Here is a 20,434-nt window from a genome sequence, read left to right on the forward strand (position 1 = left end):
TCCTGAATTTCTCTCTCTTTACTGCCGTGGATTTTTTTTCAGGCGGATACTAAGTCGTTCAGGCGGAACTGCGCAATGCGATGAATCTGGTTGATGCATGTTTGCAACTCCACGGCCGGCTCGTTTTCGATACGTCTTGCAAAAGCGTCGATGATCCCGTGCCGGTCGTAGCCGCGCACGGCCAGGATGAACGGGAAGCCGAACTTGCGGTTGTAGGCCGCGTTCAGGTCCTGCAGGCGCTGGAATTCCTCGGCCGTGCACTGATCCAGGCCGGCTCCGGCCTGCTCCCGCGTGGATTCGGCGGTCAGCTCGCCGCGGACGGCGGCGCGGCCGGCCAGCTCCGGGTGGGCGCGCACCAGCTTGATCTGGGCCTCCTGGCCCGCCGCGTCAACGGCGCCGCGCAGCGCGGCAGCCAGTTCGGCCACGTTGGCAAACGGGCGCTGCTTCGCGGCCGCTTCGGCAAACCACGGCGAGTGTTCGTAGATGCCGCCGAGTACCTGGATGAACTCGGCCTCGGGCATCGCATTCAGCTGGGTGATGGTGTAGGGGTTCGGGCTCATGCCTGGCTCCGGTACGGGTGGGTGTCGATCCAGTGGCGCGCGATGTCCACGCGCCGGCAGATCCATACCTTGTCGTGCGATTGCACGTAGTCCAGGAACCGCTGCAGCGCGCGGAAACGTCCCGGGCGGCCCAGCAGGCGGCAGTGCATGCCCACCGACAGCATCTTCGGCTGATCGAGCCCGCGCGGATCGCCTTCGGCGTACAGCACGTCGAACGCGTCCTTCAGGTACTGGAAGAACTGCTCGCCCGTGTTGAAGCCCTGCGGCGTGGCAAAGCGCATGTCATTGGAGTCGAGGGTGTATGGCACCACCAGGTGCGGCTTCTTGTCGCCGCCGGTGACTTCCACCTCGGTCCAGAAGGGCAGGTCGTCGCCGTAATAGTCGGCGTCGTACAGCAAGCCGCCGTGTTCGACCACCAGCTTGCGCGTGTTGGGACTGTCGCGGCCGGTGTACCAGCCCAGCGGCATGTCGCCGGTCAGTTCCTTGATGATCTGCATGCCGATACGCATGTGCTCGCGTTCGGTAGCCTCGTCGATGTTCTGGTAGTGGATCCAGCGCCAGCCGTGGCAGGCGATCTCGTGGCCCAGTTCCACGAAGGCGCGCGTCAGTTCAGGATGACGCTGCAGGGCCATCGACACGCCAAAGATGGTCAGCGGCAGCTTGCGTTGCTCGAACTCGCGCAGGATGCGCCAGACGCCGGCGCGCGAACCATATTCGTAGATGCCTTCCATGCTCATGTGCCGGGCGGGGTAAGCCGCGGCACCGACGATCTCGGACAGGAACTGCTCCGACGCGGCGTCGCCGTGCAGCACGCAGTTCTCGCCGCCTTCTTCGTAATTGAGCACGAACTGCAGCGCGATACGCGCACCGCCCGGCCAGCGGGCGTGCGGTGGCTGGGCGCCATAGCCGATGAGATCGCGTGGATAGTTATCGTGTGTCATCTCGTTGTGTCTGCTTCAGGAGAGAAATCCAAACTGCTGCCCCCGACCCGCTATTCGGGCGAGGGCGTGGCCGGAACCTGGAGCGCACTGGCTTACGCAAAGCGCGTGCCAGATTTCCGGCGAAAGACTTGACAACCGTGCGCAACGTGTCGTGGATTGTCCGTTCGCAATTGTCGAGTCCGATTGTCGAGCGTCGATTGTTCGTCGTTGGCGTGTGGCGTTACTCCGTGCCGTGGGTGTTCGCGGCGGCGTTGCGCATGGCTTCCTCGGCCGACTGGATGCCGTTGAAGAACAGGTTCAGCGCCACGGCCACGATGGTGCCCAGCACGATGCCGCTGTGCGTGAACGGGTCGGTCCACTTGGGCAGGTACTGGAACAGCGTGGGCGACAGGGTCGGGATCATGCCGAAGCCGATCGAGATCGCCACGATGAACAGGTTGTGGCGGTTGCGGTTGAAATCGCACCCGCCCAGCATGCGGATGCCGGTGGCCGCCACCATGCCGAACATCACGATGCCGGCACCGCCCAGCACGAACTGCGGCACCGAGGCCACCACATGCGCCATCTTCGGGAACAGGCCGAACGCGATCAGGATCAGGCCGCCGGCCGCCGCCACGTAGCGCGAGCGCACGCCGGTCACCGTGACCAGGCCCACGTTCTGCGAGAACGACGTGTACGGGAACGTGTTGAATACCCCGCCGATCACCGTGCCCAGGCCGTCGGCGCGCAGGCCGGCCGTCAGGTCCTTCGTGCTCAGCTTGCGGCCGGTGATGTCGGACAAGGCGAGGAACATGCCGGTCGATTCGACCAGCGTGATCAGCATGACGATGCACATCGACAGCACGGCGGTAAGCTGGAACGTCGGCATGCCGAAGTGCAGCGGCGTGATGACGGCCACGAAGCTGGCGTCATGGAGCCCGTCGAACGACACCTTGCCGAACGCCATGGACACGAAGGTGCCGATGATGATGCCGAGCAGCACCGCGCAGTTGGCGACCAGACCGCGGCCATAGCGGGTGAGCGCCAGGATGACCAGCAGCGTCAGGCCGGCGATGGCCAGGTTGCCCAGGTCGCCATACGCGAGGTTCGGCACGTCCTTGACCACGCCGTCGATCACCGCGCGCGTGGTGGGCTGGCCGCCCCCCGCCCAGTTGATGCCCACGCGCATCAGCGACACGCCGATCAGCGTGATCACCGTGCCCGTGACCACGGGCGGGAAGAGTCCGAGCATGCGGCCCATCATCGGCGCAATCAGTATGCCGAACACCCCGGAAGCGATCACCGCGCCGTAGATGCCCAGCAGGCCGACGTTGGGATCGTTGCCGATGGCGATCATCGGCGCCACCGACGCAAACGTGACGCCCATCATCACCGGCATGCGGATACCGAATTTCCAGAAGCCGATGGCCTGGATCAGCGTGGCCAGGCCGGCCGCGAAGAGATCGGCATTGATCAGGAAGGCCAGCTGGTCCTTCGGGAGCTTGAGCGCACCGCCGACGATGAGGGGAACGGCAACCGTGCCGGCATACATCACCAGCACGTGCTGCAGGCCCAGCGCCAGCAACCGCCCGGAGGGCAGCCGCTCGTTTGTCAGATCCGTGGGGACCGTGGTGCTTGCGGAATTCATGGGTGTGTGTCTCCTCTCCTTTGGTTTCGATGGGAACGCACGCCGGGTTCCACCCTTGACCGCCTTGTCGTCGCGTCTTGTCGAGGGCGTTTGTTGGCGGTTCTTGTCCGGTTTCAGTCGCGCCTCTGGCGGGCTTGATCAGCGACGGAAAGCCGGCGGGATGGCATCGGCAACAGGGGGTCTCTGTTGCCCGGCGGCGGGAACATCGTGCTAGGTGGAGCGGCCCAGCACGGTGCGAAGATCGAAGTTGCCGGGTTCGTCCGGTTGCACGCGGTCGGCGCAGGCGCCAAGGTGGTGCGCCATGCGCGACTGGGCCAGTGCGGCATCGCCCTGTTCCAGTGCGTCGAGAATGTCGTCGTGCTCGTCGAACGAGCAGGCGTTGTGGCCGGGGGCTTCGACGCTGGCAATCATCAGCGTGGTGCGCGACACCAGCCGGCGCATCATCGTCACCAGCAGTTCGTTGCCGGAAAGGTCGGCCAGTGCGGTATGGAATTCGGCGGACAGACGGATCCAGGTGGGACGCTCGTGGGTCAGGAAGGCCTGGCGTTCGTCGTTGACCATCTTGCGCAGCGGGGCGATCACGGTGCGCACGTTCGGCATGGCGGCCAGCTTTTCCAGCACCGCGCGTTCCAGCATCTGGCGCAGTTCGAACATGTCATGGGCCTCGTCGGTGGACGGGCTCGCGATGAACGCGCCGCGATTCGGCTCCAGATCGACCATGCCGTCGGCGGCCAGGCGCGACAGCACCTTGCGCACCGTGTGACGTGCGGTGGCATAGATTTCGCAAAGCGAATGCTCGGTCAGCTTCGTCCGGGGCGGCAGCCGGTGCTCCATGATCGCGTCGTAGATCTCGTGATACATGCGCTCTTCCACCGACCCCTTGCGGGCGGGCTTGTTATCGGTGGACGCGGGCAGGGCGTCGGCGGCGGCAATCAGCTTGAGATTCTTGGACATGCTGGGCACTCGTGGAAGCGGGACAGGCAATGGTCAGCGATCGTAGCGAGCCGTTCACGCATCAACATCAAGGGTCTTGATATCGATCATTTGGCTTCGCCGATCTAAAAATTGTTGACAATTATTTGGATATGCAAGCACCATTGTCAACAAAACCGACCAAGGTTTTCGACAACTACGGGTATTTACCGAGTTGTCATCAGGATAGGGCGGGCGCATTGTCGCCTCGCACCAATCCAGCGCCGGGATGCGTTGAAACACGTACCGAGCGGGCACCATTTCCCACAAATGGTGCTAGTGAAGGCAGCGGCGCCCCTCACAACCCACACTCCAAAGGAAGAACAGGATGGGACGCTTGACCACTCACGTTCTCGACACTGCCGCCGGTACGCCCGGTGCCGGCATGTCGGTTACCCTGCATAAAATTGTCGACAATCGTCGCGAGACCCTGAAGTCGATCCAGACCAACCACGACGGCCGTGCCGACCAGCCCCTGCTGGAAGGCGCCGACCTGCAGCCCGGGGTCTACGAACTCGATTTTGGCGCTGGCGCCTACTTCCGTGCCCAGGGCGTGAAGCTGCCCGAGCCGGCATTCCTTGATGTGGTGACGCTGCGTTTCGGCATTGCCGACACGAACGCGCACTACCACGTGCCCCTGCTGGTGTCGCCGTGGTCGTATTCGACCTACCGCGGCAGCTGAGTCAAGGCGGACGGGAACAAGGAGACAAGTCATGGAAGGCTACATTCTCGACTGGGCCAATCTGCTGTTGCGCTGGCTGCACGTCATCACGGCAATCGCCTGGATCGGTTCGTCGTTCTACTTCGTCTGGCTCGACAACAGCCTGACGCGCCCCACCGATGCGGGCCTGAAGGACAAGGGCGTGGACGGCGAGTTGTGGGCCGTGCACGGTGGCGGCTTCTACAATCCGCAGAAGTACCTGACCGCGCCCAAGTCGCTGCCCGAGAACCTGCACTGGTTCTACTGGGAGTCGTATTCCACGTGGATGAGCGGCTTTGCGCTGCTGGTGGTACTGTACCTGTTCAACGCCAGCACGTTCCTGATCGACAAGAACGTCTACGACATGTCGCCCGGCGCAGCCGTCGGCTTTGCCGTGACGTACCTGATCGTCGGCTGGGTGGTCTATGACGCGATCTGCCGCATCTTCGGCAAGAGCGACCGGACCGTGGGCATTCTGGTGGCGGTGTACGTGGCCGTGGCAGCCTTCGCGGCGTGCCATATCTTCTCGGGCCGCGCGGCATTCCTGCTGACCGGCGCGATGATCGCCACGATCATGAGCGCGAACGTGCTGTTCTGGATCATCCCGGGCCAGCGCAAGGTGGTGGCGGCCCTGAAGGCCGGCCAGCCGGTGGACCCGATCCACGGCAAGCGCGGCAAGCAGCGCAGCGTGCACAACACCTACTTCACGCTGCCGGTTCTGTTCGCGATGTTGTCGAACCACTACAGCATGACGTATGCGGCCAAGAACAACTGGCTGGTGCTGATCCTGGTCATGCTGGCCGGTGTGCTGATCCGTCAGTTCTTCATTTTGAAGCACAAGGGCAAGATCAACTTCGCGTGGCCGACGGCCGGTGTGGCGTGCCTGGGCCTGGTGGCATTCCTGATCGCTCCGCAGCCGCGCCAGCAAGTGGCCAAAGGCGCCGACGGCGACGCCGCTGCCACGGCCGTGAGCTTCGTGAAGGTTCAGGAAATCATGAACACGCGCTGCGTGCAGTGCCACGCCGAGCAGCCGAAGATGATGCCGACGGCCGCCAAGGGTATCAAGCTCGACAGCGTCGACGGTATCAAGTCGCACGCCCAGCTGATCTACCAGCAGGCCGTGCAGCAGAAGGCCATGCCGCTGGGCAACGTGACCCAGATTACGGACGACGAACGCGCGCTGCTGGGCCAGTGGTTCGAGGGCGGCGCCAAGACGACCAACTGATTTTGACCGGGCATCGGTGATCGACGGTCCGGAGGCTGCGCAGTCGGCAGCCGGCTGTACCGGACCGGCGAGGGTTTGAGCGGGGCTTCGGCCCCGTTTTTTTATGTCTGCTGCCGATGGGCGTCAGCCGCCCACGTTGAACAGCGCCAGCAGGCCGAGCACCAGGAAGATCGCCGCGGCAATCTTGTGCACCAGCGCGATCGGCATCTTGTTGGCGAAGCGGTCGCCCAGCAGCACGGCCGGCGCGTTGGCCAGCATCATGCCGAACGTCGTGCCAGCCACCACAGCCAGCACTTCACCATGGAAGCGCGCCGCCAGGGCCACCGTGGCGATCTGCGTCTTGTCGCCCATCTCGGCGAAGAAGAACGCCACGATCGTCGTGCCCAGGATGCCCAGCGCGCCCTTGACCGGCTTGGCTTCCTCGGCGTCGTCGAGCTTGTCCGGAATCAGCATCCAGCCTGCCATCGCAATAAAGCCAAGGCCAAGGATCCAGCGCAGCAGGTTGGCGCCCAGCATGCCGGTGATCCAGCCGCCCAGCGCGCCGGCAAAGCCGTGGTTGACCAGCGTGGCGATCAGGATGCCGAGAATGATGGGAAGGGGCTTGCGATACCGTGCGGCCAGCACGAGCGACAGCAGCTGCGTCTTGTCGCCCATTTCGGCGAGCGCGACGATACCTGTGGAGACGAGGAACGATTCCATTTTTATTGGTGCATGAACCGGGCCGCAAACGCATCTCGCGAGATGCCAATGACACACACCTTTCCCGGCCCGGCCAGAAAGGTATGGTCATCGGTCTCGCCAGGCGTCGGACACAAGGTCCTTGGCTGCGCACGCCATAACCGCCTGCCATGTCGGCATTTGGTCAAGTCTGTTGACGTACGCCCCTGTCTTCCGGGTGCCGCATTGCGCGGCGCGGTGAGATCAGGGCGGCTACTCCCCAATGGAAGCCCGCATTGTAGCCAGACCGATGGATGATGTCCATCAATCTGGCTTTTTTACGATACTTTGCGAATGATTCTCAGGTCGGGACCGGGCTGTTCTCGCTGGTCTGCCGACCGCGGAAATCGGTCCAGCACAGCGCCTTGAAGTCGTAGAGCTTGCAGCGTCGCGCGGTCTGGAAGTACCAGCGCCACGAGAAGTTTTCGATGATGATGCGTCCCGGCAGCGCGTGCTCGAGCAGCGCCTGGGCGCGCTTGAGCTGGTACAGCGGCACGCTCATGTCCACGTGGTGTGCCGTGTGCTCCATGATGTGATGCAGTGCCGCGCCAATCCCCATGCCGAAGCGCAGATGCACGGTTGTCGACACGAACGGCTGGGCCTTGGCCCACATCGGCTTGGTGTCGTACCAGGCCACGCTCGTATGCGTGTGGTGCACATAGAGCACGAAGCCGACCGTGGTGTTCCAGACCAGGAAGGGCAGCACGAAGCCGGTGCCGATCATCAGCAGCACGGACTGGTCCGTGGCAATGGCCAGCCACGCCAGCGCGCCGATCCACAGCGCGCCGAAGGCCGCGACGAGCGCGCAGTCCCACATGAAGATCGCGCGGCGCGTGGCCATCTGGCGCTTGCTCGGGAAGAACAGCTTGAACCACCAGATTTCGATCAGGTAGTACAGCCCGGCGCCGAAGCCGTTGCGGTAGATGCGTTCCATCACGCGGCGACGGCGCGGCAGCGCGCGGAATTCCTCCAGCGAGTAGGGCGCCCAGACGAAGTCGAAGCCCTTCAGGTTCGTGTAGCCGTGATGCACCACGTTATGGCCCACTTCCCACAGGCTGTATGGCGTCAGCGACGGCAGGAAGGTCAGCCGGCCCAGCCATTTGTTCAGGCCGCGGTGGTCGGTCAGGCTCTGGTGGCAGGCATCGTGGCCGATGATGAACAGCCGCGCGATGATCAGGCCGGCCAGCACGCCCAGGCCCACCTTGGCCCACCATGCCGACAGCAGCACCACGCCGGCCAGCACGGCCGCGAACAGCGCGTAGTCGAACGCGAACAGGCACAGCGCGCGCGACGTGCTGCGCCGGCCCAGCGGGATCAGCCAGCTGCGGATGGTCTTGCGATTGGGAAATGGTGCCTCGAAGGCGATCGGTTCCGGCAGGGGAACGTTGCCGGAAGGGCGGGTCTGTCGGGAGGGGCCGGGGGCGGCCGCCGTACCGATGTCTTGGGCATCGGCAGGGGAAATCGTGTCGGATCGGGCAGTCATCGATGGTCCAGCGAGTCGGAATGCGGTGGCGCTCAGTCTTCGAGGGCGCACGGATGCGACAGGCTAGAAGGGTTTGATGACGGTTGTGTTGATTCCGGTCAATACAAGACCTTTAAAAGGGGCTTTTCGTTCGCATGCGACCGGAAAGCCCCTTGTCGAAGTGGCGAACCGTCGTCAGGCTGCCAGCGGCGCATCGGCCGAAGCCTGCTCGCCCATGATGTAGACGCTGTCGATCACGCGGTCGTCGCCCAGCATCGCAAACGCGAACAGTTGCTCCTCCAGCGATGCCGAGCGATGGCTGCGGCGCGCGATCAGCGGCGTGGCCTCGGGGTCCAGCACCACGAAGTCGGCCTCGCAGCCCGGCTCGAAGCTGCCGATACGGTCCTGCCAGCCCAGCGCCTCGGCGGCGGCGCGCGTGGCCAGGTAGAACATGCGCAGCGCGGTCAGGTGATAGCCGCCCATGCGGGCGACCTTGTGGGCCGCATTCATCGTGCGGAACATCGAGAACGACGTGCCCCCGCCCACGTCTGTGGCCAGCGTCACGTTCAGGCGATTGGCGTCGGACTGGTGGAAGTCATAGAACCCGCTGCCCAGGAACAGGTTCGACGTGGGACAGTGCGCCACGGCCGCGCCGCTGTCGGCCAGCCGGCGGCGGTCCTCGGGGTCCAGGTAGATCGCGTGGCCGTAGAACGCGCCCGGACGCAGCAGGTTGTAACTGTCGTAGACGTCCAGGTAGCTGCGCGCGTCGGGAAACAGCTCGCCCACCCATTTCACCTCGTCGCGGTTCTCGGCCACGTGCGTCTGGATAAACACGTCGTGGTGGGCGCGGGCCAGCTCGCCGCAGGCGGCCAGCTGCGCTTCGGTCGATGTCGGCGCAAAGCGGGGCGTGATGGCGTAGGCCAGGCGGTCCTTGCCGTGCCACTTCGAGATCAGGTCAGCCGATTCGCGCGCGCCGGACTCGGCGGTGTCGCGCAGGAAGTCGGGGCAGTTGCGATCCATCAGCACCTTGCCCGTGATCATGCGCATGTTGCGCGCCTGGCTGGCCGCGAACAGGCCGTCGGCCGAGGCGGCGTGCACGGTGCTCCAGACCATGGCCGTGGTGGTGCCGTTGCGCAGTAGTTCGTCGGTGAAGAAGTCGGCCACGCCGCGCGCATAGGCGGCGTCGCTGAAGCGGCGTTCCTCGGGGAACGTGTAGGTGTCGAGCCAGTGCAGCAGGCCCGGCGACGGCGACGCGATGATGTCGGTCTGCGGATAGTGGATGTGCGTGTCGATGAAGCCCGGCACGATCAGCTTGCCGCGATGGTCGATCACCTCGGCACCGGCAGGCATCTCGCCCGCCAGGCTGTCGTACGATCCGACGGCGGCAACGCGGCCGGCCGTCACGATCAGCAGGCCGTCTTCCCAATACTGATAGGCATCGTCATGAAACTGCGGGTCGCGCAGAAAATGAAGGATGCGGCCGCGGATGGCGCGGGTGACGGCACCATGGGTGCCGGAGGCGGGGGAAGTCGTCGTCATCGTCTTGTCTCGGGGCGGCCGGCGCCCCGCCCGTGCCTGTCTGGCAGCGGGCGCGGCATCCGGCGTTCTGGGTATGCGCCCGCTCAGCTTGTGGAAGTCACGTGGGCCGTCGCGGGCGGGGTCATGGGCGCGGCCGACCAGAAATGGTCGACCTCCGCCAGGAATTCGGCCTTCTGCACGGCAGGCAGGAAGGCCGCTTCAAAACTGTTGCGCGCCAGCTTGTGGGCATCCGCGGCATCCAGCGGCAGCGCGTCGAACGTGGCTTCCCAGTTGGCGTTCATGTAGCCGCCAAAGTAGGCCGGATCGTCCGAGTGCAGCGTGACGGCCACGCCGGCATCGAGCAGCTGCTTGAGCGAATGGTCGCGCAGGTCCGGATACACCTTCAGCTTCTGGTTCGACAGCGGGCACACGGTCAGCGCAATGCGTTCGCGCGCCAGCCGCGCCACCAGCGCGGCGTCGTCGATGGCACGCACGCCATGGTCGATGCGCTCCACCTTGAGGATGTCCAGCGCGTCGGTCACGTACTGAGCCGGGCCTTCCTCGCCGGCGTGCGCCACCAGGTGCAGGCCCAGCGTCTTCGCCTTGGCGAACACGCGCGCGAACTTCTCGGGCGGGTTGCCGCGTTCGGACGAATCCAGGCCCACGCCGACAAAGCGGTCGCGGTAGGGCAATGCGGCCTCCAGCGTGGCAAACGCGTCTTCCTCCGAGAGGTGGCGCAGGAAGCACAGGATCAGGCTGCTGGAAAAATCGTATTCGGTGCGGGCCTGCGCCAGTGCGTCGGAAATGCCGTCGATCACGGTGCCGATCGGCACGCCGCGCTCGGTATGGGTCTGGGGATCGAAGAAGATCTCGGCATGGCGCACGTTGTCGGCCACGGCGCGCTTGACGTAGTCCATCGTCATGTCGAAGAAATCTTCCTCGGTCAGCAGCACGCTGGCGCCGGCGTAGTAGATGTCCAGGAACGATTGCAGGTCGGTGAACGCGTAGGCCGCGCGCAACGCCTCCACGTCGGGGTAGGCCAGCTTGACGTGGTTGCGCTGGGCCAGCCGGAAGATCAGCTCGGGTTCGAGCGTGCCTTCGATATGCACATGCAGTTCGGCCTTGGGAGTACGGCGGATCTTGTCCGCCAGCGCGGCATCGATGGTCATGGGGCCTCTTTTCTATGCTGACAGCCGGATCACGGCTGTGCTGTTACGGAAGCACCGCCTCCAGCCGGTTGGCACGCAGCGCGGCGATGCGCTGCTCGCGAACCTGCAACAGCTGGGCGACGATGGCAACCGCAATCATAGCCGGAGCCTTGTCGGTGATGCCGGCCACCCCCATCGGACACGTCATTTCCGGCAGGCGTGCCGGGTCCACGCCGTGTTCCACCATGCGGTGCTCGAACCTGGCGCGCTTGGTCTTCGATCCGATCAGGCCGAAATAGGCAAAATCGGTGCGCTGGAAGATCCGCTCGCAAAGCTGCTGGTCCAGCGCGTGGCTGTGCGTCATGACGATGAAATACGCGCCGGGCGGCGCCTGGTCGACCACGGACTCGGGCGTATCGGTGGCCTCGGCCTCCACGCTGTCGGGCAGTCCGCCCGGGAACAGCGTGTCGCGTTCGTCCACCCAGTGCACGCGGCACGGCAGCGTCGACAGCACCTTGACCAGCGCATGGCCCACGTGCCCGGCGCCGAACAGCACCACGTGCATGTCGTCCGGCACCAGCGTGTCGGTCCACGTACCGTCTGCGTGCAGCACAGCCGTATGCAGCATCGCGCGGCTGGCTTCGACCGTGATGGCGCCGTCCGGCGGCACCCTGCGTTGCAGCGCGCGACCGGCCCGGAACGCGGTCTCGACGGCATCGAGCCACGCCAGGTCGGCTTCGCCCAGTACCTCGAAGGCCAGCTTCACCACGCCGCCGCAGCACTGGCCCAGGGCCGGACCCAGCGGAATGCGCTCGATACGGCGATGTGGATTGCCCCGCACATGACGGTTGGCCAGCATCGCCCGCGCGATATCCATGCCGCGCCATTCCAGATGGCCGCCGCCGATGGTGCCCACCAGGTCGGTGGCCGTGACCAGCATGCGGATGCCGGGCTCGCGCGGCGCGGAACCCTTGACGTCGACGATGGTGACCATCGCCACGGGCACGCCGGCGCGCACCCAGCGGGCGGCATCGGCGAAGCGGAACGGTTTGAGCGGGGCGTCCTGCATGGTTGTGGTCTCTCTTGCTGTCTGGCGTGCCTGGCGTCAGGCGGGTACGGCTTCAGTGCTGGCGGCCTGCGTGGCCATCACGGCCTGCACGGCTTCCACCGCATCGAGGATGGCTTCGCTGGTGGCGGGCGCGCGCAGCGGCGGGTTGACCTGGTAGTCACCCACGGCGGCAATCGCGTCGCGGATCGCGAAGAACACCGAGAACGGCAGCAGCAGCGGCGGCTCGCCCACGGCCTTCGACCGGTGGATGCTGTCCTCGACGTTGCTGTTCTGGAACAGCCGCACGTGAAAGTCTTCCGGGCAGTCGTTGATCGTCGGGATCTTGTACGTGGACGGTGCGTGCGTCATCAGCTTGCCGTTCTGGTTCCACCACAGTTCCTCGGTGGTCAGCCAGCCCATGCCCTGGATGAAAGCCCCTTCCACCTGGCCGATGTCGATGGCCGGATTCAGCGACTTGCCCGCGTCATGCAGCGCATCGGCGCGCAGCAGCTTCCATTCGCCGGTCAGCGTGTCGACGATCACCTCGGCGCACGCGGCGCCGTAGGCGTAGTAGTAGAACGGCCGGCCGTGCAGCGCCTTCTGGTCCCAGTACAGCTTGGGCGTGGTGTAGAAGCCGTCCGACCACAGCTGCACGCGCGCCACGTAGGCCTCGCGGGCCAGGTCGCCAAACGGCAGGCGCAGTTCGCCGGCGATCACCAGATCGTCGTTGAAGCGCACCGCATCGGGCTCCACGCCGGCCTTGCGGGCGGCGAAAGTGGCCAGGCGCTCGCGGATCTGCCGCGCGGCGTCCTGCGCGGCCTTGCCGTTCAGGTCGGCGCCCGTGGATGCGGCCGTCGCCGACGTGTTGGCCACCTTGCTGGTATCGGTTGCCGTCACGCGTACGCGCTCCATGCGGATACCCAGTTCGTGCGCCACCACCATCGCCACCTTGGTGTTCAGGCCCTGGCCCATTTCGGTGCCGCCGTGGTTCACCAGCACCGACCCGTCGTTGTAGACGTGCACCAGCGCGCCGGCCTGGTTGTAGTGCGCCACGTTGAACGAGATGCCGAACTTGACCGGCGTAATGGCGATGCCCTTCTTCAGCACCGGGCTCTTCGCGTTGAACTCTCGCGTGGCCGCGCGACGGGCCTGGTACCCGGACGTGGCCACGAGTTCGTCGATCAGCTCGTGGATGACGTTGTCTTCCACGGTCTGGCCATACGGCGTGACGTTGCGCTCGCCCTTGCCGTAGAAGTTGGCGCGGCGTACTTCGAGCGAATCCTTGCCCACGTTGCGCGCCACGTTGTCGAGGATGTACTCGATTGCGAACGCCCCCTGCGGGCCGCCAAAGCCGCGGAAGGCGGTATTGCTCTGCGTGTTGGTCTTGCCGCAATAGCCGTCGATCTGCACGTTCGGCAGCCAGTAGGCGTTGTCGAAGTGGCAGATGGCGCGCGTCATCACCGGGCCGGAGAGGTCGGCCGAGAAGCCGGCGCGCGACACCATTTCCACGCGCACGCCCTCGATGCGGCCATCGTCGTCATGGCCCACGTCGAAATCGAACGTGAAGTCGTGGCGCTTGCCGGTGATCATCATGTCGTCGTCGCGGTCCGGACGCAGCTTGACCGGGCACAGCAGCTTCCAGGCCGCCAGCGACGCGCAGCACGCGAACATGGCCGACTGCGATTCCTTGCCGCCAAAGCCGCCGCCCATGCGGCGGCATTCCACCAGCACCTGGTGCGCATGCCATCCCAGCATGTGGGCCACGGCGTGCTGCATCTCGGTCGGGTGCTGGGTCGAGCACCAGACGTGCATGCCGTCGTTTTCTCGTGGGGCGGCGTAGGCGATCTGGCCTTCCAGATAGAACTGTTCCTGGCCGCCTAGCTGGATCTTCGCGTGGTCGCGGTGCCGGGCGGCGTCGATGTGCCTGGCCGGTTCGCCGCGCGTCAGGTGCATCGGCGGCAGCACGTAACTGCCGGCCGCGTGCGCGGCCTCGGGCGTCAGCACCGGGGGCAGGTCTTCGTAGTCGATATCGGCCAGGCGGGCGGCGCGGCGCGCGGCGTCGTGGGACGACGCCACCACCACGAAGATCGGCTGGCCGATGAACTGCACCACGTCCTTCGCCAGGATCGGATCGTCGTGGATGATGGGGCCGCAGTCGTTGACGCCGGGAATGTCGTCCACGGTCAGCACGGCCACCACGCCGGGCGCCTTGCGCACGCGGTCCAGGTTGACGTTTTTCAGCCGTGCATGGGCCTTGGTGCTCATGCCCAGCGCGGCGTGCAGCGTGCCGGCCAGCTCGGGGATGTCGTCGGTATAGGTGGCCGTGCCGGCCACGTGCAGGTGGGCCGATTCGTGCGGGCGCGAAATGCCGACCACCGGGGTGGATTCGGCGGCCACGCTGGCGTCGAGCATGAAGGGTTCGGTTTGCTTGTTCATGGGGGCTCTCCTCAGGCGCTCACGGTTTCACCGGCGCCCACGGCGCGGACGTTGACCATGGCGGCGGGCAGCGCGCCATCACGCGTTTCCAGCCAGAAGCGATAGAGCAGGTTGGCGGCGCCACGGCTGCGGTAGGCGGCAGTGGCCCGCATATCGGTCAGCGGCGTGTAGTCCTGGCCCAGCGCGGCCATGCCGGCGCGCGCGGTGGCCTCGTTCCACGGCTGCCCGGTCAAGGCGGCCTCGGCCAGCGCGGCGCGCCTGGGCGTGGCGGCCATGCCGCCGAAGGCGATGCACGCGGCCGTGACGATGCCGTTTTCGACCGTGATGCCGAAGGCGGCGCACACGGCGGAGATGTCCTCGTCGAACCGCTTCGACAGCTTGTAGGTGCGGAAATGCTGCGGCCCCTTCACCGGCACGCGCAGCGCGGCCACGAATTCGCCTTCGGCCATGGCGGTCTTCTGGTAGGCCAGGTACAGGTCCTCCAGCGGCATCGTGCGGCGCACGTCCCCGTGCTGCAGCACCACTTCGGTGCCCAGCGCAATCAGCGCGGGCATGGAATCGCCGATGGGCGACCCGTTGGCGACGTTGCCGCCCAGGGTGCCGGCATTGCGGATCGGCAGCGACGCAAAGCGTTTCCACAGCTCTTCGAGCTCGGGATGGGCGGCATTCAGCGCGGCGTAAGCCTTCTCCAGCGTCACGGCGGCGCCAATCTCGATAAAGCCATCGCGCTCGGTGACCGTGTTCAGGTCTTCCACCTGGCCGACGTAGAGCAGGTTCCCCAGTTCGCGGAACTGCTTGGTCACCCACAGGCCGACGTCGGTGCTGCCGGCCAGGATGCGGATATTCGGCTCGGCGGCCTTGATCGCGGCGAACTCGGCGGCGGTGCGCGGTGCGTAGAAGTGCTGGCCGCCCGCGTGGTAATGGAACGTCTCGCCACGCTTCAGGTTGCGCAGGGTGTCGGCGATCTGCTTCGGGTTCAGGCGGCTGGCGGTCGGGGCGGGCAGGGCCATCATGCGCTGGCCGGCATCGACGATCGGGCGGTAGCCGGTGCAGCGGCACAGGTTGCCGGTCAGTGCATCGCAGATGTCCTGGCGCGCGGGCGGTTCGCCGCCGGGCGTGTGCTGCTGGTAGAGCGCCCACAGCGACATCACGAAGCCGGGCGTGCAGAAGCCGCACTGCGAGCCATGGCACTCGACCATCGCTTCCTGCACCGGGTGCAGGGCGCCGTCGGCCTGGCGCAGGTCTTCGACCGTGATGAGGGCCTTGCCATCGAGCGTGGGCAGGAACTGGATGCAGGCGTTGACCGCCTTGAATTCGACGTTGCCGTCGGCCTGCAGGTCGCCGATCACCACGGTGCAGGCACCGCAGTCGCCTTCGGCGCAGCCTTCCTTGGTGCCCGTGCAGCGCACGTCTTCACGCAGGTACTGCAGCACGGTACGGGTTACGGGGGCGTCGGATACTTCCTGGACCTGGCCGCGGTGGAAAAAGCGGATGGTTTGCGTCTCCATGGTCTTCTCTCTTTCGGGGATGGCTGCAAACATAGCATCAGGCCTTTTCCTGCAATATTTGGCCCATGTGATATGCCCCATCAAGGCGCGTGCCGGTGGGCGGCCCGTGCCCGCCATCGCTGCCCCGGGGCGGCCTGGCGCCGATCTACGGGTCTACCCGTAGTGCATCGGGACGAATGACCGGATTTGACCGCATCCCCGGTGGCTGTCTTACACTATGCGCCGTTCCCTTCCCCCACGCCACCCACGCCCGCCATAAGAGCCAGGTGGCACCTGCCATGCACGGACGCGACCATCTCGATACCTATTTGCTGCGGGTACTGCACACCCTGCTGACCGAGCAGAGCGTGACCCGCACCGCCGTCCGCCTGGGCCAGTCGCAGCCGGCCATCAGCAACACGCTCAAGCGGCTGCGCGAAATCACCGGAGACGCCATCCTGGTGCGCGGCAAGAGCGGCATGGTGCCAACCGAGCGCGGCCGCGAACTGCTGCTGCTGGCCGAGCAGAGCCTGGCGGCGATGGATCGCATCGCCCGTCCGCCGCAGCAGTTCGATCCGGCCACCACCACGCGGACGTTCCACCTGGGCGCGCCCGACTACCTGGACGCGTTCTTTCTGCCCAATATCGTCGAGCGCGTGCGCCGCCTGGCGCCGGGCGCCAAGCTGTTCGTGCATCCGATGACGCAGTCCACGGATTTCCTGGACGCGCTGGAGCAGGGCCACCTGGACATCGTGGTCGGCAACTGGCTGTCGCCGCCCGAGCACCTGCACATCTCGCCGCTGTTCGACGACGAGGTGGTCTGCATGCTGGGCGCCCAGCACCCGCTGGCCCGCCATGGCCTGACCCTGCGCCACTACCTGGAAATGCCGCATCTGGCGCCCGCGCCGTATGCGTCGATGCAGCGCAGCATGATCGACCAGGCGCTGGCCGAGCAGGGCTACAAGCGCAATATCCAGGTCACCCTGCCGTATTTCGGCCTGGTGCCCTACGTGCTGATGAAGACCGACATGGTATTCACCACGGGCCGTCAGTTTGCCGCCCACTACGCGCAGTACCTGCCCATCCGCATGGTGCCGTCGCCGGTGACGTTCCCGCGCATGCGCTTCTACCAGCTCTGGCACGAACGCTGCCATGCCGCCCCGGACGTGATGTGGCTGCGCCGCATGATCGCCGAAGTCGCGTCCGACCTGCCTCAGCTTCCCCGCCTGGAATCCGCACCGGCCAGCCAGGCCTGACCGATGTGCCTTGCGCTGTACTTGCGCCGCCCTCCGTCCCGATGCCCCGGTAGGCCCCCTGACCGCGGCTGGCGTTACACTCACCGGACGTTGAACGCGCGCTCGGTCGCGAGGAGCTTCCATGCTGGAAACCGCTGCGCTGGCTGCGGGCATGTCCTGGGCCAGTGGCCTGCGCCTGTACCTGGCCGTGCTGACGGCGGGCGTGCTCGCCCGCCTGGGCTGGCTTGACCTGCCATCGGGGCTGCAGGTGCTGTCGTCGTGGTGGGTGATTGGTGTGGCCGCGGCGATGACGGTGGCCGAATTCGTGGCCGACAAGGTGCCCGGCTTCGACACCGTCTGGGACGGCATCCAGACCTTTATCCGCATTCCGGCCGGGGCGATCCTGGCCGCCGCCGCGTTTGGCCACATGGACCCGCAGTGGACCGTGGCGGCCGGCCTGATCGGCGGGACGCTGGCCGGCACCGCCCATGCCGCCAAGGCGGGCACGCGGGCGCTGATCAATGTGTCGCCCGAACCTTTTTCGAACTGGGTGGCCTCATTCACCGAGGATATCGGCACGGTCGGCGGGCTGTTGCTGGCGTTCTTCCTGCCGGTCGTGTTCCTGATCCTGCTGGTGCTGTTCCTGGTGCTTGCCGCGTGGCTGGTGCCCAAACTGTGGCGCGGCGCGCGACGGCTGCATGCCAGCCTGCGTGACAAGACACAGCCGGCGTCCCGGCCGCCGGCAAAGCAGCCGCCGCATCGTCCCTGAGACCCTTTTGCCAACCGTCAGCCGAACATGTCGACTGCCTCCGATCCCGTTGTTCCCCAAGCAAGGTTTTCCGCGTGGCGCCAGGCCCTGCGCATGGCGCGCCGCGACTGGCTGGCCGGCGAGCTGACGCTGCTGCTGTTCGCGCTGGTGCTGGCCGTGGCCGCGCTGACCAGCGTGGGCTTTCTGGCGGACCGCATGCGCCTGGGGCTGGAGCGCGACGCGCGGCAGATGATTGCCGCCGACGTGCTGCTGATTTCCGACCAGCCGTTCGACGCCGCCTTCAGCGACCGCGCCCGGCGCGACGGCCTGCAGGTGGCGCAGACCGTAACGTTCCCGAGCATGGCCACGGCGCGTGCCAATGGCGCGCCGGCGCAGGGCGAGGCGCCCAGCCAGCTCGGCGCGCTGAAGGCCGTGACGGACGGCTATCCGCTGCGCGGCCGGCTCAAGGTCGCGCAGACGCCCGGCGGGCCGGAATCGAACGCCGAAGGCATTCCGGCACCCGGCACGGTGTGGGTGGACGAGGCGCTGCTGACCGCCCTGAACCTGCGGGTCGGCGACGGGCTGCAGCTTGGCAGCAAGACGTTCCGTATCGACCGGATCATTACCCAGGAACTCGATCGCGGCGCCGGCTTCATGAACTTCGCGCCGCGCGTGCTGCTGCCGATGTCGGATCTGGATGCCACGAAGCTGATCGGCTGGGGTAGCCGCGTGACCTACCGCCTGCTGGTGGCGGGCCCCGATGCCGCCGGCGACGCCTATCGCAAATGGGCCACGGCCGAGATCGAACAGCGCCACCTGCGCAATACGCGCGTGGAATCGCTGGAGTCCGGGCAGCCCCAGATGCGGGCGACGCTGGACCGCGCCGAGCGGTTCCTGTCGCTGGTGGCGGTGCTGTCGTCGATGATCGCGGCGGTGGCCATTGCGATGTCCGCGCGCCGCTACATGCAGCGCCACACCGATGCGTGCGCGGTCTACAAGTGCATGGGCCTGTCGCGCGGCCAGATTCTGGCGGCATTCGGCATCGAGTTCCTGCTGCTGGGCCTGGGAGGCGCGCTCGTGGGCGTGGCGCTTGGCTACGCGGCGCACTACGGGCTGCTGATGTCGCTGGGCGGGCTGCTGCAGGTGTCGCTGCCGCATCCGTCATGGGTGCCGGCGGTGGTGGGCGTGGCGGCCGGGCTGGTGCTGCTGACCGGCTTTGCGCTGCCGCCGCTACTGGCGCTGACGCGTATCGCGCCGCTGCGCGTGTTGCGGCGCGACGTGGGCGTGCCGCCCATTTCCGCCTGGGTGGCATATGCCTTGGGTCTGGGCGCGTTCGTGGCGCTGCTGATGGTGGCGGCCCGCGATCTCAAGCTCGGGGTGACCACGGCGGGCGGATTCGCTGGCGCCGGCGTGGTATTTGCGTTGCTGGCCCTGGGGCTGCTGATGGCGCTGTCGCGCACCATGCGCGGGCGCGCCAGCTGCAGCGTGGGCTGGCGTTTTGCGCTGGCTGTGCTGGAGCGGCGCCGCGGGGTGACCGTGTTGCAGACCGTGGCGCTGGCGGTGGGGCTGATGGCCTTGCTGCTGCTGGGCATGACGCGCAACGACCTGATCGATTCCTGGCGCAACGCCACGCCGGCCGACGCACCGAACCGCTTCATCATCAATATCCAGCCCGACCAGCGCGAGCCGCTGCGCACCATGCTGGCCAGGAGCGGGGTCGATGACCTGCTGTTTCCGATGGTACGCGGCCGCCTGATCCAGATCGGCGACCGGCCGGTGCAGGCCAGCAGCTACCCCGACGGCCGCGCGCGCAACCTGGTGGAGCGCGAGTTCAACCTGTCGTACATGGACAGGATGCCCGACGGCAACGAGGTGGTGGCTGGCCAGTGGGAAGGCGGCGCGTCGGTGGAGGAAGGCATCGCCAAGACGCTGCATATCCGGCTGGGCGATACGCTGCGCTTCGACGTGGCGGGCCAGATCGTCGAGGCGCCGGTGACATCGCTGCGCAAGCTCGAATGGGGCTCCATGCGCGTCAACTTCTTCGTGATCCTCCCAGTGGCAAAGATGCAGGGGCTGCCCGAGACCTACATCACGTCGTTCTACCTGCCGCCGGCCAAGGCGGCGCTGGGCAACCAGCTGACCGCCGCGTTCCCGAACATCACGGTGGTCAACACCGACCTGATCCTGCGCCAGATCCAGAACGTGCTGGACCAGGTGATCGCGGCGGTGGAGTTCCTGTTTGTCTTCACATTGCTGGCCGGCGTGACAGTGCTCTATGCGGCACTGTCCGGTGCGCGCGACGAGCGCAAGCGCGATGCCGGCCTGCTCAAGGCGCTGGGCGCGCCGGCGTCGCTGGTGCGGCAGACCCAGTATGCGGAATTCCTGGTGGTGGGCGGGCTGGCCGGGTTCCTGGCCAGCCTGGGCGCGATCGGCGTGGGCTGGGGGCTGTCGCAGTTCGTGTTCGACTTTCCGTATCGCTTCAACGCGTGGATTGTGCCGGTCGGCGTGGTTTCTGGCATGCTGTGCGCTTTTGCCGGCGGCTGGCTCGGCTTGCGCGAGGTGCTGCGGCAGCCGGCGCTGGCCACGCTGCGCGATGTGAACTGATTGGCC

Annotated in this window: 16 protein-coding genes and 1 riboswitch; of the genes, 5 read left to right on the forward strand and 11 right to left on the reverse strand. The window is 66.4% G+C overall.

The features are described from left to right. Nucleotides 1-38 precede the first annotated feature (38 nt). From uraD to D9X30_RS12720, 4 genes are all read right to left on the reverse strand, one after another. Nucleotides 39-560 (reverse strand): 2-oxo-4-hydroxy-4-carboxy-5-ureidoimidazoline decarboxylase, encoded by a 522-nt coding sequence (uraD, locus tag D9X30_RS12705; RefSeq protein ID WP_153947554.1) that lies wholly within the window; start codon nucleotides 558-560, stop codon nucleotides 39-41. Beyond that, the gene (puuE, locus tag D9X30_RS12710; protein WP_153947555.1) at nucleotides 557-1,501 is read right to left on the reverse strand and encodes an allantoinase PuuE; all 945 of its coding nucleotides are present in this window, start codon (nucleotides 1,499-1,501) and stop codon (nucleotides 557-559) included. Before puuE ends, uraD begins: the two co-directional genes overlap by 4 nt. Before the next feature lie 220 nt (nucleotides 1,502-1,721). Continuing rightward, entirely contained in the window at nucleotides 1,722-3,128 is a 1,407-nt protein-coding gene (locus D9X30_RS12715) for a nucleobase:cation symporter-2 family protein (RefSeq protein WP_153947556.1), read from the reverse strand. Between the two features lie 210 nt (nucleotides 3,129-3,338). After that, nucleotides 3,339-4,082 (reverse strand): GntR family transcriptional regulator, encoded by a 744-nt coding sequence (locus D9X30_RS12720; protein WP_153947557.1) that lies wholly within the window; start codon nucleotides 4,080-4,082, stop codon nucleotides 3,339-3,341. 346 nt (nucleotides 4,083-4,428) lie between these two features. Between D9X30_RS12720 and uraH the strand changes: the two genes are divergently transcribed. Beyond that, nucleotides 4,429-4,782, forward strand: a complete 354-nt coding sequence (uraH, locus tag D9X30_RS12725; protein WP_153947558.1) for a hydroxyisourate hydrolase — start codon at nucleotides 4,429-4,431, stop codon at nucleotides 4,780-4,782. 31 nt (nucleotides 4,783-4,813) lie between these two features. Next, the gene (locus tag D9X30_RS12730; protein WP_153947559.1) at nucleotides 4,814-6,025 is read left to right on the forward strand and encodes a urate hydroxylase PuuD; all 1,212 of its coding nucleotides are present in this window, start codon (nucleotides 4,814-4,816) and stop codon (nucleotides 6,023-6,025) included. 123 nt (nucleotides 6,026-6,148) lie between these two features. Here D9X30_RS12730 and D9X30_RS12735 read toward each other — a convergent pair whose 3' ends face one another. From D9X30_RS12735 to xdhA, 7 genes are all read right to left on the reverse strand, one after another. Continuing rightward, nucleotides 6,149-6,724, reverse strand: a complete 576-nt coding sequence (locus D9X30_RS12735) for a TMEM165/GDT1 family protein (RefSeq protein ID WP_153947560.1) — start codon at nucleotides 6,722-6,724, stop codon at nucleotides 6,149-6,151. A gap of 30 nt (nucleotides 6,725-6,754) precedes the next feature. Then, a riboswitch (yybP-ykoY riboswitch) is annotated at nucleotides 6,755-6,976 on the reverse strand. 67 nt (nucleotides 6,977-7,043) lie between these two features. Further along, complete coding sequence (locus D9X30_RS12740; protein ID WP_153947561.1) at nucleotides 7,044-8,225, reverse strand: fatty acid desaturase; 1,182 nt, start codon at nucleotides 8,223-8,225, stop codon at nucleotides 7,044-7,046. A gap of 174 nt (nucleotides 8,226-8,399) precedes the next feature. Continuing rightward, nucleotides 8,400-9,743, reverse strand: a complete 1,344-nt coding sequence (guaD, locus tag D9X30_RS12745; protein ID WP_153947562.1) for a guanine deaminase — start codon at nucleotides 9,741-9,743, stop codon at nucleotides 8,400-8,402. An 83-nt stretch (nucleotides 9,744-9,826) separates the two neighbouring features. Continuing rightward, the gene (locus tag D9X30_RS12750) at nucleotides 9,827-10,891 is read right to left on the reverse strand and encodes an adenosine deaminase (RefSeq protein WP_153947563.1); all 1,065 of its coding nucleotides are present in this window, start codon (nucleotides 10,889-10,891) and stop codon (nucleotides 9,827-9,829) included. A 43-nt stretch (nucleotides 10,892-10,934) separates the two neighbouring features. Further along, nucleotides 10,935-11,939, reverse strand: coding sequence for a xanthine dehydrogenase accessory protein XdhC (gene xdhC, locus D9X30_RS12755; protein WP_153947564.1), 1,005 nt, complete (start codon nucleotides 11,937-11,939; stop codon nucleotides 10,935-10,937). Between the two features lie 36 nt (nucleotides 11,940-11,975). Further along, nucleotides 11,976-14,354 (reverse strand): xanthine dehydrogenase molybdopterin binding subunit, encoded by a 2,379-nt coding sequence (xdhB, locus tag D9X30_RS12760; RefSeq protein WP_153947565.1) that lies wholly within the window; start codon nucleotides 14,352-14,354, stop codon nucleotides 11,976-11,978. Nucleotides 14,355-14,365: 11 nt separating this feature from the next. Beyond that, the gene (gene xdhA, locus D9X30_RS12765; RefSeq protein WP_153947566.1) at nucleotides 14,366-15,862 is read right to left on the reverse strand and encodes a xanthine dehydrogenase small subunit; all 1,497 of its coding nucleotides are present in this window, start codon (nucleotides 15,860-15,862) and stop codon (nucleotides 14,366-14,368) included. Between the two features lie 278 nt (nucleotides 15,863-16,140). Between xdhA and D9X30_RS12770 the strand changes: the two genes are divergently transcribed. The 3 genes from D9X30_RS12770 (at nucleotide 16,141) to D9X30_RS12780 (ending at nucleotide 20,428) form a co-directional block, all read left to right on the forward strand. Further along, nucleotides 16,141-17,097 (forward strand): LysR substrate-binding domain-containing protein, encoded by a 957-nt coding sequence (locus D9X30_RS12770; RefSeq protein ID WP_153947567.1) that lies wholly within the window; start codon nucleotides 16,141-16,143, stop codon nucleotides 17,095-17,097. A gap of 121 nt (nucleotides 17,098-17,218) precedes the next feature. Next, entirely contained in the window at nucleotides 17,219-17,845 is a 627-nt protein-coding gene (locus D9X30_RS12775; RefSeq protein WP_153947568.1) for a DUF4126 domain-containing protein, read from the forward strand. Nucleotides 17,846-17,872: 27 nt separating this feature from the next. Beyond that, nucleotides 17,873-20,428 carry an FtsX-like permease family protein gene (locus D9X30_RS12780; protein WP_153947569.1) on the forward strand — a complete coding sequence of 852 codons (2,556 nt, stop codon included), beginning with the start codon at nucleotides 17,873-17,875 and terminating at the stop codon, nucleotides 20,426-20,428. Nucleotides 20,429-20,434 lie beyond the last annotated feature (6 nt).

The sequence above is a fragment of the Cupriavidus sp. U2 genome, from assembly GCF_009663685.2.
Classification (GTDB): domain Bacteria; phylum Pseudomonadota; class Gammaproteobacteria; order Burkholderiales; family Burkholderiaceae; genus Cupriavidus; species Cupriavidus necator_C.

Coding starts and splice junctions, on each gene's coding strand:
- uraD (WP_153947554.1), bottom strand. CDS start 560: ATGAGCCCGAACCCCTACACCATCACCCAGCTGAATGCGATGCCCGAG.
- puuE (WP_153947555.1), bottom strand. CDS start 1,501: ATGACACACGATAACTATCCACGCGATCTCATCGGCTATGGCGCCCAG.
- D9X30_RS12715 (WP_153947556.1), bottom strand. CDS start 3,128: ATGAATTCCGCAAGCACCACGGTCCCCACGGATCTGACAAACGAGCGG.
- D9X30_RS12720 (WP_153947557.1), bottom strand. CDS start 4,082: ATGTCCAAGAATCTCAAGCTGATTGCCGCCGCCGACGCCCTGCCCGCG.
- uraH (WP_153947558.1), top strand. CDS start 4,429: ATGGGACGCTTGACCACTCACGTTCTCGACACTGCCGCCGGTACGCCC.
- D9X30_RS12730 (WP_153947559.1), top strand. CDS start 4,814: ATGGAAGGCTACATTCTCGACTGGGCCAATCTGCTGTTGCGCTGGCTG.
- D9X30_RS12735 (WP_153947560.1), bottom strand. CDS start 6,724: ATGGAATCGTTCCTCGTCTCCACAGGTATCGTCGCGCTCGCCGAAATG.
- D9X30_RS12740 (WP_153947561.1), bottom strand. CDS start 8,225: ATGACTGCCCGATCCGACACGATTTCCCCTGCCGATGCCCAAGACATC.
- guaD (WP_153947562.1), bottom strand. CDS start 9,743: ATGACGACGACTTCCCCCGCCTCCGGCACCCATGGTGCCGTCACCCGC.
- D9X30_RS12750 (WP_153947563.1), bottom strand. CDS start 10,891: ATGACCATCGATGCCGCGCTGGCGGACAAGATCCGCCGTACTCCCAAG.
- xdhC (WP_153947564.1), bottom strand. CDS start 11,939: ATGCAGGACGCCCCGCTCAAACCGTTCCGCTTCGCCGATGCCGCCCGC.
- xdhB (WP_153947565.1), bottom strand. CDS start 14,354: ATGAACAAGCAAACCGAACCCTTCATGCTCGACGCCAGCGTGGCCGCC.
- xdhA (WP_153947566.1), bottom strand. CDS start 15,862: ATGGAGACGCAAACCATCCGCTTTTTCCACCGCGGCCAGGTCCAGGAA.
- D9X30_RS12770 (WP_153947567.1), top strand. CDS start 16,141: ATGCACGGACGCGACCATCTCGATACCTATTTGCTGCGGGTACTGCAC.
- D9X30_RS12775 (WP_153947568.1), top strand. CDS start 17,219: ATGCTGGAAACCGCTGCGCTGGCTGCGGGCATGTCCTGGGCCAGTGGC.
- D9X30_RS12780 (WP_153947569.1), top strand. CDS start 17,873: ATGTCGACTGCCTCCGATCCCGTTGTTCCCCAAGCAAGGTTTTCCGCG.